The organism is Pseudoalteromonas sp. MSK9-3 (assembly GCF_003590335.1).
GTDB lineage: Bacteria > Pseudomonadota > Gammaproteobacteria > Enterobacterales > Alteromonadaceae > Pseudoalteromonas.
This window is the reverse complement of sequence record NZ_MIET01000055.1, coordinates 1-13,644: the sequence shown is the minus strand read 5'-3', so window position 1 is coordinate 13,644 and position 13,644 is coordinate 1. Positions and strand designations below refer to the sequence as shown.

At 42.1% G+C, this 13,644-nt stretch carries 13 protein-coding genes; 6 read left to right on the top strand and 7 right to left on the bottom strand.

Annotated elements, in window-relative coordinates:
• Positions 1-82: 82 nt before the first annotated feature.
• Both BGP78_RS20250 and BGP78_RS20245 read left to right on the top strand, forming a co-directional pair.
• Positions 83-622 carry a carboxymuconolactone decarboxylase family protein gene (locus tag BGP78_RS20250; protein ID WP_119863098.1) on the top strand — a complete coding sequence of 180 codons (540 nt, stop codon included), beginning with the start codon at positions 83-85 and terminating at the stop codon, positions 620-622.
• 265 nt (positions 623-887) lie between these two features.
• Positions 888-1,292 carry a YbaN family protein gene (locus BGP78_RS20245; RefSeq protein ID WP_119863097.1) on the top strand — a complete coding sequence of 135 codons (405 nt, stop codon included), beginning with the start codon at positions 888-890 and terminating at the stop codon, positions 1,290-1,292.
• Positions 1,293-1,588: 296 nt separating this feature from the next.
• Here BGP78_RS20245 and BGP78_RS20240 read toward each other — a convergent pair whose 3' ends face one another.
• On the bottom strand, positions 1,589-3,280 hold the full coding sequence (locus tag BGP78_RS20240) for a methyl-accepting chemotaxis protein (RefSeq protein ID WP_119863096.1): 1,692 nt from the start codon (positions 3,278-3,280) through the stop codon (positions 1,589-1,591).
• Between the two features lie 410 nt (positions 3,281-3,690).
• Between BGP78_RS20240 and BGP78_RS20235 the strand changes: the two genes are divergently transcribed.
• The 3 genes from BGP78_RS20235 to BGP78_RS20225 all read left to right on the top strand — a co-directional run bounded on the left by BGP78_RS20235 (position 3,691) and on the right by BGP78_RS20225 (position 4,955).
• A complete protein-coding gene (locus BGP78_RS20235; RefSeq protein ID WP_119863095.1) occupies positions 3,691-3,939 on the top strand; it encodes a DUF3297 family protein in 249 nt (82 codons plus the stop codon).
• A 338-nt stretch (positions 3,940-4,277) separates the two neighbouring features.
• Positions 4,278-4,502 carry a hypothetical protein gene (locus BGP78_RS20230; protein ID WP_119863094.1) on the top strand — a complete coding sequence of 75 codons (225 nt, stop codon included), beginning with the start codon at positions 4,278-4,280 and terminating at the stop codon, positions 4,500-4,502.
• Positions 4,503-4,565: 63 nt separating this feature from the next.
• Entirely contained in the window at positions 4,566-4,955 is a 390-nt protein-coding gene (locus BGP78_RS20225; RefSeq protein ID WP_119863093.1) for a glutaredoxin family protein, read from the top strand.
• 152 nt (positions 4,956-5,107) lie between these two features.
• On the opposite strand, the gene BGP78_RS20220 is transcribed toward BGP78_RS20225, so the two are convergent.
• From BGP78_RS20220 to BGP78_RS20205, 3 genes are all read right to left on the bottom strand, one after another.
• Positions 5,108-5,554, bottom strand: coding sequence for a hypothetical protein (locus BGP78_RS20220; RefSeq protein ID WP_119863092.1), 447 nt, complete (start codon positions 5,552-5,554; stop codon positions 5,108-5,110).
• A gap of 337 nt (positions 5,555-5,891) precedes the next feature.
• Positions 5,892-7,178, bottom strand: coding sequence for a DEAD/DEAH box helicase (locus BGP78_RS20215; protein WP_119863091.1), 1,287 nt, complete (start codon positions 7,176-7,178; stop codon positions 5,892-5,894).
• A 199-nt stretch (positions 7,179-7,377) separates the two neighbouring features.
• Positions 7,378-8,355: a YafY family protein gene (locus BGP78_RS20205; RefSeq protein WP_119863089.1), complete on the bottom strand. Its 978-nt coding sequence runs from the start codon at positions 8,353-8,355 to the stop codon at positions 7,378-7,380.
• 147 nt (positions 8,356-8,502) lie between these two features.
• Here BGP78_RS20205 and BGP78_RS20200 point away from each other — a divergent pair, with 147 nt between their 5' ends.
• Positions 8,503-8,991, top strand: a complete 489-nt coding sequence (locus BGP78_RS20200) for a DUF1579 domain-containing protein (protein ID WP_119863088.1) — start codon at positions 8,503-8,505, stop codon at positions 8,989-8,991.
• A gap of 144 nt (positions 8,992-9,135) precedes the next feature.
• Here BGP78_RS20200 and BGP78_RS20195 read toward each other — a convergent pair whose 3' ends face one another.
• The 3 genes from BGP78_RS20195 to BGP78_RS20185 all read right to left on the bottom strand — a co-directional run bounded on the left by BGP78_RS20195 (position 9,136) and on the right by BGP78_RS20185 (position 12,894).
• On the bottom strand, positions 9,136-9,567 hold the full coding sequence (locus tag BGP78_RS20195; RefSeq protein WP_119863087.1) for a TraR/DksA C4-type zinc finger protein: 432 nt from the start codon (positions 9,565-9,567) through the stop codon (positions 9,136-9,138).
• A gap of 307 nt (positions 9,568-9,874) precedes the next feature.
• The gene (locus BGP78_RS20190; RefSeq protein ID WP_119863086.1) at positions 9,875-11,224 is read right to left on the bottom strand and encodes a sphingomyelin phosphodiesterase; all 1,350 of its coding nucleotides are present in this window, start codon (positions 11,222-11,224) and stop codon (positions 9,875-9,877) included.
• A 446-nt stretch (positions 11,225-11,670) separates the two neighbouring features.
• Positions 11,671-12,894 (bottom strand): FG-GAP repeat protein, encoded by a 1,224-nt coding sequence (locus BGP78_RS20185; RefSeq protein ID WP_119863085.1) that lies wholly within the window; start codon positions 12,892-12,894, stop codon positions 11,671-11,673.
• Positions 12,895-13,644 lie beyond the last annotated feature (750 nt).

The following is a 13,644-nucleotide window of genomic DNA, read 5'->3' as shown; positions in this document are numbered from 1 at the left end:
CAATATAGCCAAACCTTATTTGAATAATCATTCAAATAACGCTAGTGTGGTATATAAGTTAACCAATAAAAGGTATTTCCACATGACTCAATTTACCCTTCACACTTTAGAAAGTGCACCTGAACCAAGTAAACCTTTGTTACAAGACTCAATCAATACGTTTGGTATGCTGCCAAATTTACACGCTGTTATGGCCGAGTCTGCCCCTCACTTGCAGGCCTATCAAACCTTACACAGTTTATTTCTTAATAGCGCTTTTAACGACGAAGAAAAAACCGTGGTATGGCAAACTATTAATATTGAGCATAACTGTCATTACTGTGTCCCCGCACATAGCGCCATTGCGAAATCGATGGGCATTGACGATGCCTTAACGCACTCGCTGCGCAATCACACGGCGCTGCCAACCGAAAAGCTAGAAACCTTACGTACCATTACTTTGTTATTAGTGCGAAATAGAGGACAGATCAGTGAACAAGATCAGCAGCAGTTTTTTGCTGTTGGATATACGCAACAACATTTGCTCGATATCATTCTAGGTTTGGCACAAAAAGTTATGAGTAACTATGTGAATCACTTAGCCCAAACCCCAGTTGACCAACCGTTTAAAGCGTTTATCTAAATAACCTCAGGTTTGGATAAGGGTTTTGGAATAGAAAATGTTTTTAAAACAAACTTAACTACAATCTAATGATGATATTTTGCTCAATATCAAGGCGCTTTTATGCAGTCATAGCGGGCTATTACAAATGAAAGCAACGCCGAGAGTGAGAAAATTAGCTTTATTGGGTAAATTCACTTATCAAGAGCTGAGGTTAAATACAAAAACTCGCATTTAATTGACCCTGTGATAAGCTTAAAAAGGGCGGTATTACAGGGTCATAGGTATGAAGAATAGTTTCAGTCGTATTTTCAACCGATGTTTTTGGCTACATTTGATTGGCATTATTTTCGTTGCGCTGGGCTTTATTGGCATCGTGCTCCCTGTTATGCCCACAACCATTTTTTTTATTCTGGCATTAGCCTGTTTTACCCGTTCATCACCTCGCTTTGCCAACTGGCTATTGACCCATCCCCGTTTTGGACCAAGTTTGCAAATGTGGCAACAACACCAAGTCGTGCCCCCCAAAGGCAAATGGGGCGCAGGTATTGGCATGTCGCTGGGCTTTATTATTTTATGCTACAGCCAACCAGCAATCTGGGTACTCGCACTCGTGGCAACTATCGAAGTTATAGTGCTGGCGTATATACTTCGCAAACCATCATACCCGCCATCATCTGACGTCGCTTAAGTAATATTCATACAACATTAGCACTGAGTCATGCACAGCTACACTGCAATAAATAATCATTACAAACACCTCAAACAAACGAGCCATCATTTTGGGGCAAGATGGTGGTGCACTTGTCTCATCACCATATGACTTACCTGTACTCTCCCCATTATCCTCACGTTTAACAAAACGTTATGCTCACCAACTAAAAAAGCCTTACTAAAAGATGATTCTAGTAAGGCTCAGTAATACTGACTTCTTCATATAGCACATTGATTACGCAGGCTTAATATAAAGAAGCGATAGCTTAATGCTTAAGTCACAAAGCGATCAAAGTTTGCATGTAAATCAACGACTCGTTGGGCTATGTTTTGGTTTGCATTGGAGGTTTCACTCGCCCCTTCAGCGGTTTCACTGGCAAGATCATTGATGTTGGTCACACTCTTATCAATATCGACCGCGACCACTGATTGCTCTTCAGTTGCTGTCGCAATTTGTGTGTTTAAATCATTAATTAGGTCTATCGATTGAGCCGCTTCATCTAATGTGCTGCGGGTCTCTCGGCTTTTCCCTAAACAAGCACTGGCACTTTCTGTGCCTTTTGCCATGCTCACAACCACTTTATTGGCCTCTGTTTTTAAGCGTGCCAATAAGTCTTGAATATCCGCCGTTGAACCTTGTGTGCGGCTTGCAAGCGTTCTTACCTCATCAGCTACAACCGCAAACCCTCGCCCTGTTTCTCCCGCTCGAGCCGCCTCAATGGCGGCATTAAGTGCCAGTAAGTTTGTTTGCTCAGAAATACTCTGAATCGACTCAAGTACCGTGCTTATGTTGTTGGTTTCTTCCACTAACGACGTAATATCACTCGATGCTTCGTTCATTTCTTCCACAAGATTTTCAATGATATTATTTGTTTCAGAAGCAATTGCTTTGCTTGATGCCACCTTGTTTCGTACATTTTGCGTTGCTTCTGCTGCGTTCGCCGTACTTTTAGACACATCTTGTGTGGTTGTTGTCATTTGATAAATAGCCGAAGCCACCATCTCCGTTTGATCTTTTTGTGCAAGCACGTTTTGCTGGGTTTGGCCAACGACCTGTGTGGCTAATTCTGATGACTCTCCGAGGCTCTTCACAATGTTATTCGTACTGGCAATGATATGGCGCAAATTACCAATAAATTTATTAAACTCGCGGGCCATAGTACCGGTTTCATCTCTGGCCGACTCATCTAGCTTAACCGTTAAGTCCCCGTCTCCATTAGCCACGGCTTTCAATCTAACAATAAGTTCATTTATCGGCGTAGTTATCGAACGACCAATCACAAATGATATAAACAAAGCAAACCCAACCGCCACAGCAGAAGTTACCGCAATCCATACAATTGCTGCTTGCTCATCATGCTCAGCTTGCAATGATGCTTCTTGGGTATAAGACTGAATGTCATCCAGCAAAGCAATCAGTTCATTTTTCAAGCCATCTTCTTCTTGCTCCACCTTCACCACTTCGTCCATCAGCGGTACAAGCTGGCTAGAAGACAGCTTATTTAGCACACTCATCATATGCGAATTCGCGCTGGCGTAATGCCCATCTATGACCCGTAATTGTTTCGTTACTTTGGTAAACTCTTGCCTAGCAGAATCTGAATGTGCTTTTGTGATTGCCTCTGCAGCAAAAGACGTAGCAAATGAGAGCTCTTTTGTGATTTTTTCACTGAGCACCGATATTTCACCCAAAACAGTAGTGAGCTTAGGCGCAAACTTTTGATTGCCCTGATCGGTAAGTGACTTATAGAGCAACGCACGCTCAAATAAAATTGCTTGCTCTAATTGATGTTCGGTGAGTTGTGTTAAGTATCGCGTGAGTGGAATATCTTCTTCAGCAATATCTATTAGCTCCTTACCAATCTTTGCCATTTGCACCAAAGACAACCCACTCACAATGAGTAATAAACATAACTGCGCTATACCCATCGCATAAATTCGGTTGCCAATACTTAATCTTTTCATAAACTACACGACCAATTATTACTGTTGTGTAAACAGTGTAGTAACACAAACCAAAAATCGCGATTTTTCTACCCAACTTCTTGCCGCAATACACACAGCTATTTATTTATCTACTATTGAGTGGTAACAGCTAAAGAACGCATCGCTATCATTTCGCTTAATTTCGGCGCAAAAGTGGTGACAAGGTGCCTTCTTAAACACCGTAATTGTTCGTATAAAGTGTGCTATAAAAGCAAACATATCATGCCTTTTTCACGACGCATTCTAAGCGATGTTCTGTAAACGAATTCTCCAACACAGCTTAGGCATTCATTTTTAGCATCAAGTTATTTATATTTATTGCAACACGCTTGAGCATCAAACAACGATTGCCTACAATGGCACATATTTTACTCACAAGAAGTTATGTTATGAACGACACTACATCACAACCAGCACTACCAGATCGCCTTTCAATCAATCCACGCAGCCGTTTTCACGATGAAGAAGTGTTTAAGCACGATATTGGCATTAAAATTAATGGTAAAGAGCGCTTTGATGTTGAAGAGTACTGCATCAGTGAGGGCTGGATCAAAGTGGCTTCTCCTAAAGCGCTAGATCGTCGTGGCCAACCTCTACTCTTAACGGTTAAAGGCTCGGTTGAAGCGTTCTATCGTTAAGATTTATCGACTATTCTGTATTTCACGGCTTGCGGGTTGGACCTTAAAACACTGCAAGCTTTTTATTATCTTTCCCCATATAATTAACCAATAACTTCATTCAGCACATATGTTGTCACCTCGTTTTAATCTCATTATTAATAAATTACCGCGTTATAAATCAACTTTTTAATTAATTTTTTTCACGTTGACAGGCTAATTTCCACCAACACCCACTGTATTAAATTTAATCAACCACTTCCTTGTTACCTTTTATTGACACAAAAGACATATTCCCATACATTTTTTCTGGGTGGTATTTATACACACTCAACAATAAAATATAAAAGGATATAAATATGAATAAGAAAATCGTAATGGCGGTTATGGGCGTCGCTATGGGGATGGGTATTTCTGTAACAGCCTCTGCAGGTAGCTGGTATACCCATGGCTGTAACTGGCAAGACTTTGGTTCATTGTCAAACTACTGTGGTTATCAATCATATGTTTGCCAAATGGGTGGATTGGGTGCAGGCCGCAATTGCTCAACAATTAAAAATCAATGTATGCAAGAATGTAAGTAATATTCTTCCAATAAGCGATATTACAATATCGCTTATATTAGCGAACATAAATAAGGTAGATTAATGAATATAATAAAATATATTCTGATTTTCATCGTAACTGCAACCCTAGGTGTATTCATTGGAAAATATGGTATTGCCGCTGTACAGTCTATCAGCGCGGCATATCAAATTGAAAAAGGGGATTACTCTGAGTTCGGTGTTAGTGCCAACAGCCCTGTCAAAATATACATCACCGATTGGTGCCCATTTTGTAAAAAAACAACCTCGCTTTTAGATAAGCTTGAAATTAATTATATACAAGTCGATATTGAGAAAGACCCAATTGCACTAAAAGAATTTGAAGCACTAAAAGGCAAAGGATTACCCGTCATTTTGATTTCCGACGGTTTAATTAGAGGGTTTAATCAAGCTGCCATTGAAAAGCAATTAGAAAAAATTCAGCTTTTATAACCTGCCTCCCCTTATACGCTTTAACATAACCTGATGGCTGAGCAGGATGTAATAAAAAGGCCAAAGTACCTTCTTATTACATTATACCTGCTCGGTGAAATAGCCCGCTAAACAATACTTATGTATTCATTTTTAGCCTTCTATTATTTAAGCTATAAACACACGATCGCGCTAAAGTTACCTTTATTACTCGATGAATAATTAAAATTCACCTGCTGAGACAGCTGTGCTTCGTTTTTGTTAGCAAATACATCATGCCATACATGGAAGTTAATTAAGTACGTGCCAGACTCATTCGCCAACTTTAATCTAGTACGATACTGGAGCACCATTAATTGGCAAAATGCAACAACCGGATCGGTCCCTGCGGGCATCAAATTATGAAAGTGTCGGAACTTAGGGGTATTTAAAACATACTCCATATCAGCTTGGCTGCGACCACTCGATGCATCTCTAAACCAAATGCAGCTATCGCTGTCGCTTCTATTCACTTCATCGTTTTTGTAGCTAATGACATCACATGACTCAATATAACTTTTCAGTGCATCAAAGCCCGGATAGGTTTGCTCACTCCACTTTCTAATAATTGCGTTACCCATCTTTCATCCTCCTTTTGAACCGTTAAATAAATAAAAACTCAAAACAGTGTAACGCTTAAAACACCAAATTAAAAACATAAAATTAACTTAAATTTAACTTTTAATTATAAAAAAACAGCAATATGATCGCGCGAAATATGCCGTGGCAAAATACGCAGTTTGCTTAGAGTACACGCTGAGTTTTTAGGTATACGTTTACTTTACGGAGCGTTTAGTGAAGACGTGTGCGATTACAAGTACGGGTCACAAAAGGTGAGATTAGGTGACGTTATGTCAACTGGGGGCGATGCCCCCATAATACATTGTTTGTCTTAATTACGGCTCTTAAGAGCAAGCCTTAAGAACGTGTTTTCCATCCTGTCCAAACTTCATCATCTGGGTCAATTTGCTTCTTACGTTTTTTCTTACCCGTGCCTTCAGGCTTAGCCATCGGCTTTTCTGCTGCCGGTTCAGGATTAACATCATCCGCCTCAAAGCCCGCGACTTGTTCACGTTCAAGACGAATTTTGTTTTTCTTTTCAATGATTTTAAAGTGATGATAATCATCATGATCAATCAAAGATAAGGCTAATCCCACTTCTCCAGCTCGACCACTTCGACCAATGCGGTGCATATAATCGGCTGGGCTTCTGGGTAAATTAAAGTTAATAACCACAGGCAGTTTGGCAATATCAATGCCTCGCGCCGCAATATCGGTGGCGATCAATACATCGATTTTTCCTGATTTAAATGCGTCCATGGTGCGTGTTCGTGCCGCTTGGCCTTTGTCACCATGAAAGACTTGGGCGCTAATGCCGCGTTTTTCAAGCTTCTGCGCCAAATGCTCACAGTGGTTTTTAGCATTAACAAAAATCAGCGCCTGTCGCCATTGATGTTGCTCAATTAAATGCGCTAACAATGCCGTTTTTTGCCCAGGGTTGACGGTAAATACGCGCTGTATCACCGTACTGGCATCACGGCTTTGTACTTGTATTTCAACCGGGTTGTTCAATAACTTATCGGTTAAAGCGGTTACTTGTTCAGGAAATGTCGCCGAAAACAACAATGTTTGCTTGGTACTTGGCATCAACGCCAATAATTGAGACAGCTCTTCAGCAAACCCCAGGCCTAACATGCGATCAGCTTCATCCAATACAAGGGTGCGCACATGATCAAGCTTTATGGCATTACTGGCGATTAAATCCAACAAGCGCCCTGGTGTTGCCACCACAATATCACTGCCACCACGCAAGTTTTGCATTTGCTTATTAACCGACACGCCACCAAATACCACGGTGGTTTTAATTGCGCCATTCAAGTGTGCCGCATACGATTTGATACTGTCTGCAACTTGTGTCGCCAGCTCACGCGTAGGCACTAACACCAACCCAGCCACAAAGTTGCCTTTATCACGGTGCGCAGAGCCCTGCTCTGATAACTGCTGTAACATTGGCAATGCAAATGCCGCTGTTTTACCTGAGCCCGTGTTCGCCCCCGCAATAAGATCTCGCCCAGCCAGTATCTTGCCAATCGCCTGTGCTTGAATAGGCGTTGGACTGGCATAATCCAACTCAGCTAGTCGTGCTAATAAAGGAGAAATAAGGCCAAGATCGGTAAAATTACTAGGCGAAGCGGCTAAAGTCATAAAGGGGTCGGCTCAATGCTAAAAAAGTAGCCGGCGAGTTTAGCGCATTTTTGTGCAATTTGGTTAGTATTATCTCTGAAATGTTCATGGTCGTTTATTTGGTTAAATAGTGAATAAATACCGTAAATATGGGCTAAAAGCGTTGAAAGTATAGATAAAACAGGCTTATTATACCCCCTAAACAGACCTAGCACCTCTTTTATTTCTGCGCTAAATTGCGGCGCTGTTCACACCCTTTATTCAACCGCTCTGAGACTTTTTTTAGCTCTAATAGCAATTCATTTGGCTGATGTACCACAAAATCAAAGGGCCAGAATGCCAACTGTCTAGCAAACCAAGGCAGATCACTACACTGGTGATTTAGCATTATGCCTTCGTCAACTTGCGCCAATACGCCTATGGTTGGGTCTATGTATAACAATGCGGTGTCCAATGTGGTTTGCAATAACACTTTCACTGTAAACTCACGGGGTAAAGTGGCAATGGTGTGTTGTAAATGGCTGAGCACATCAAAATCGGCCGGTCGCTCAAACGAGATATTCACACTATTTACCTCGGATATTCGGTCTACTCTAAAGGTTCTGATCTCTTGCCTTAAATAACAAAAACCAGCCATATACCAAGCGCCTAAATAATATGCCACGCCATAAACCGCCACATCACGGGTACTACTATGTTGGTTAGCGGCCACATACCTTATTAATACTCGCTGTTGCTGTGACACTGCCATACTGAGTGTCAGCAATACCTCATTTTTTACCTCCCAGTTATCTTGGGAAGTAGGCAGAGCGAGGTGCGCAGAATCAGAGAGCGCACGCACTTTATGCTTTAAACCGTGTGGCATGACACGTTCTAGTTTGGCTTGCGCTGATGCACTAGCGCAGGCGGTGGGGATCAGCCCTGTTTGTTTTGTTGCCAATAAACCAACAGCCAAAGCCATGGCTTCACTTTCGTCAAACATCAAAGGCTGTAATTTAAACCCAGGTATAAGCGTGTAACCACCATATCGGCCACGCTCCGTCATAATAGGAATACCCAACTCTTCCAAAGCCATAATGTAACGGCGCACTGTGCGCCGCTCTAACCCCAATTTTGCTGATATCTCAGCGCCACTTAAGCGGCCATAATTTTGTAGTAATTCGAGTACCGCTAAAATACGCGTAGTTGGTTGCGCCATATCGACTGTCCATTTTTTTCAAACATGCTTTTTATATAGGACGTATTTCGCCCTATATGGCTTTTATAGTATCACCCAGCGCTGTTTCACAGAACTGTACAGCCAAATAGCAACAACATTTAAACTAACAATACTCGTGGAATACTCATGCTCACCAACTATGAATGCAACACCCCAAAAGACTTTGACTTTATTATTGGAGACTGGAGCGTAAAGCACCGTCGACTCACCTGCTTTTTAACCGAATGTGATGAATGGATTGAATTTACAGGCACATCTTCTGTACAAAAAACGCTGGGAGGATTCGGTAATATTGAAGATGTTCAACTCCAATTACCTACATCTCCCTACCGCGCTATCGCCCTGCGAAGTTATGATTCAATGTCGCAGAATTGGTCTATATGGTGGTTAGATGGCCGATCTCCAAACACCCTAGATGTGCCAGTGGTGGGTCAATTTAAGCAAGGTATTGGCGAATTTTTTGCCGATGAAGTGATCAAGGGTGTACCTGTTAAAGTCCGCTTTACCTGGTTCTCAACCAACCCCAATACGCCAAGGTGGGAGCAAGCTTTTTCCAAAGATAACGGCGCAACTTGGCAAACCAATTGGATAATGACTTTTGCAAAACGGATGTAACGCCAAATACTCGCCAATTTATAACGTGAAAAAACTGCCGATTACACACATTTTACATGTCCTCATTGATACATAGACTCAGAACCAGACTAAATGAGAAGCGACGAATAATCGTAGCGATTATTTAGTCTGCCTCACGGCCAGTTATTCTTGGCGCAGATGCTCTTTCATTTCAAGTACCGCTTTAACATCAACACAGTATTCGGTGGTCGGCCTTGCCAGTAGTCGTGGGATCCCGATTGGCTCACCCGACTCTTCACAATAGCCATAAGTATCTAGGCGAATACGCTCTAACGATTGCTGAATTTTTGGTAATAATCTTTGCTCACGTTCCACAATGCGAATTAACAAACTACACTGCTCTTCCCACGTTGCTTTATCACTCGGATCCGTCACATCTGGCTTATTCAACATTTGTGCTTTTGCCTCACGAATATGCGCCCTTGTCTCATCGTGTAAGTCTATAAGCCGTTGCTTAAAGAATGCTAATTGCTCCGCATTCATATAGTCGTCCTCTGGTGCGTTGAGAATTTTTTGCTCTAGCGCCAATTCAGGCAATGATTTACTTGCTTCCATATTACTCACCCACATTACTTAAAAACAACCCAAAACCATATTGTTATAACATAACATTTAATCGGTATTATAGCCTTTTATTTGTTATGTGATCATAAAAGTACTTTGTATTCACGAACAGAATGACAGTAAAAAGTAGCGCGACAATCGCTTTGCTATTTTAAATAAAGCAAAGTCTGGGAAGTCCAGTGAACTAAACGAAAAGACTAGCATGTGCCAAAAAACAGCAGAAACACCTTATTAATAGGCATTAGAGCCTCAATTCAGAGGCCCTAATTGTTACTCAACGATCTGCTGTGTAGCTTGTTTAATAAGGCATGTATTCAGGTGCCAATGGAAACGCAAAGCGCCCTTCTACAGGATAGTGATCAGATAAATCCCAGCTTTGCCAATGCTGACTATCGATACTGCGCGGCGTCAGCATGTTATTTTCTGAGGTGTAAGGCGCAAGATGATCATTACTATATAAAACATAATCTAAGTATTCATTAAACGCTTCATCAGCATAAATATTAACTGGGCCAGCATATGAATACGGATAAGTCCCTGTGGCCTCAGGCTCTGTGGCATTCAACAATGCCAAAAAGGCCAAATGCTCTTGCGGGTAGTTAATTTTATCTACGTTAAAGTCACCCGCCATAATCACTGGCTCTTCGTACGGGATCTGCTTGTTTTCAACAAAACGCTTTAACTGCGCCAATTGCGCAAAACGCACTGCGACATCTTGTTCACTGGTGTAGGCATGTGTGTGAGTCCCAAAAATATGATACGCATTACTGCCTTTTCGTATTTTTGCATAATTCATTCCCTTACCAGCCAAACACCCGTCTGCTCGACACGCGTCATACACGACGGCGTCTTGAGCTTCGATAGGCCAGCGGCTCGCAATAAATGACCCCCCGGTCAATATTTTACCCACTTGCCATGGGATTTGTGTCATATACGGGTAAGTCTGAGCAACCTTTGCTCTGAATTTCGCTGTTAAAATGGGGTCGAACACTTCTTGAAAGACCACCACATCATAATGGGTCACATACTCAGCGATAGTATCTAATCGATCACCGGTATTTTTAGAGGCAAGCGGTGGCAATAATGCCCACGTATTGTAAGTCAGTACATTTAACTCGTTAGAATATTGAGACTTTTCTGATTTATTAAATGTATCGTGGATCACATAGTGAATATCATCACCTGAGGCTCTGGCTGAAGAAGATTTAAATGCCAAAATTTGTTGCTGGTTGTCTAAAGGCACACGATGGATGTCGCGATCATAGTGCCATGGTTCATCCTGACCACTGAGCCACATCTTGCTAAATGTCATAGTGCCGAGTAATCTTTGCTTTAAATAAACCGGCTGTGACGCACCATTAACCGACGTTGTAAAAATATACTCTTTTCCCCACTTAATGCCTTGATCGCGATTAAAACGCAAAAACTTAACCGTACTTAATGGTGGCACTTCAGCAGCCAATTGTTGCCACTGATCGCCATGACGAATATTGTCGTGCCCAGTTTGCTGCGTATTCAGCGTCAAGGTTTCCATGGTATTATTGGTTAAATACACGTAGCTTTCAGCCAATGCTTGACCTGACAATAAGCCAGATAAAACACCGACAATGACTAAACCGATCGCTCGGCATTGCTTAAGTGTGATCATACGCTGATCCCTTTCTTTTAATTGTTAGATTTAAGTTGAATGTTCTCCTGTATCTCACTCCATACCGCTGGTCGGCATGTTATTTCCCATAGAGCCATGATCAGGCTCAGCAAGTGAGTAGACAGTCACACAATTAAAGCTAAATCATGCGCATTACGTGGGTATGACACTTTGTATAATTTATACCATTAACAAAATAGGCGTGATCAAAAAAATAAGGTCGTGTTAACCTAGCAAGTGTGATTAGAAGAAGAAAAAGACTGTAAAGAACACATTATCAACTTTGCGATCGTCAAAACAACGCAGCAAAGACCAGTATATACACGAGTAAACAGCTAGGATCCCTCACACATTTACCCGTATATTAACTGCGTCAGTTGCATGCCATAGAGGCATGCTTTTCTTTACACTGTATAAACTTTTATTGTTACGACACACAAACAAACTTAGTCTGGTAACTCTACCACATACGCAGCACCTGACTGCGCTCCGCGCTCATCACGATGCGGCACCGCGACAATGGCAGCATGATCTGTCAGCGCAATATTCCACCCAAAGCGGTCTTCTGCTGTGCCATCGTGAGCCACAATTTTTGAGCTATAACGCCATAACCCCTGTTGTTTTTTAAACACGTAAAGCGCACCTGCATTATTACCCTTGGCGTCATGGTGCATCGCACTAATTACAGCCGTATCTTTGTTAAGGGCTACACCACGAGCAAACCTGTCATCTGCTTTACCATCTGGGGCAACTAACTTTTGCACTTGAGCCCAGCGACCTTGTGCTCTTTCAAATATATAAGCAGATCCTGCATCAACACCCACACCGGCTATATCGTCTCTTCTGGCAGAAATAAGCGCAGTATCACCAACAAGCGATACTCTCACCCCAAAAATATCGGTTTGAGCACCATCTTTAGCCATCAGCTTCGCTTGGTGTTGCCACTTTTTGCCATCAAATACATACGCATAGACAGCCCCCGCTTCTTTTGCAATTTCATCATGCAAATCAGCGCCAACCAAAATAGTATTGCCGTCAATCGCCACACTGATGCCAAACAAATCATCTTCAGCACCATCTTTTGCTGTCAATTTGCTGTGAAAGCGCCATGCTTTTTTATCTCGAATATAAACATAAGCAGAACCTGAATCTTTATATGGCGCGTCACTGTGAGGGGCACCAATCACCAAAAAGCGCTCTGTTAGCGCAATACTCTGGCCAAATGCATCGCCCGCTTTGCCATCGTTCGCTGTGAGGATTTGTTTTTGTGACCAAGCATTGGCTCCTCTTTCAAAAGCAAATACCGCACCGGCGTCTTCGCCTTTATCATCTCGTTTGATCACCCCTAACATAGCCATGTCGTTTTTCAGCGCCACATTGCCACCTAACGTATCATGAGCGTAAGCAGGCGTGGCGACCAACTTTGCCTGCTGTTGCCACCCCGCAGCGCTAAGACCATAAATATAAGCAGCCCCCGAGTCTTCCTTATTTTTAGCATCGGCTTTGTGTGAGCCAACTAACGCCGTAGTCCCATCAATTGCCACACTAAAAGCAAAATTATCACCCGCTTTGCCATCATGCGGTAATAATTTGTGTTGTTGAGCAAAGCTTTGACAGCTGACTATCAAGGCAACACACGATAAGCATTTAAAAACAAACCCAGTTTTCATTATAAATTTCCCTTTATTCGGTATATCTATAAAACAAATTTATTCCACACATTATCGTTTTTCAAGAGGGGATATGAATTAATGCTCTTAACCACAGCATCAACGAGATCTGCATTTTTACCATTGAAATCAAAAAAAACTCGTCTTCCTGAACTTGGTTCAGGGTCCACAAATCAGCCACGACTGCGTGGACAATCCATCCTTGAAGCTGGATTACATCGGTTATTTCCGTCTCCCTGAACTTGATTCAGGGTCCACAAAACAGTCACGACTGCATGAACAATCTATCCTTGAAGCTGGGTCACATCGGTCGTTGCTTAACTATTTTCGTCTCCCTGAACTTGATTCAGGGTCCACAAAACACCACAACTGCGTGAATAATCCATCCTTGAAGCTGGGTCACATCGGTCGTTGCTTAACTATTTTCGTCTCCCTGAACTTGATTCAGGGTCCACAAATCAGCCACGACTGCGTGAACAATCCATCCTAGGAGCTGGGTTACATCAAATGTTACCTGCACAGATTAAGCTCAACAGTGTAGGCCAACACTTTAAAACACTGGATTCTGACCTTCGTCAGAAAGACGAATTATGCGGAACTTCACGCGTTGGCGAGGCTTAATGCCGCGAATATAGCAAATTTTACACCTTCGTCTCCCTGAACTTGATTCAGGGTCCACAAAACAATCACGACTGCGTGAACAATCTATCCTAGGAGCTGGGTTACATCAAATGTTTCCACCATGAATTA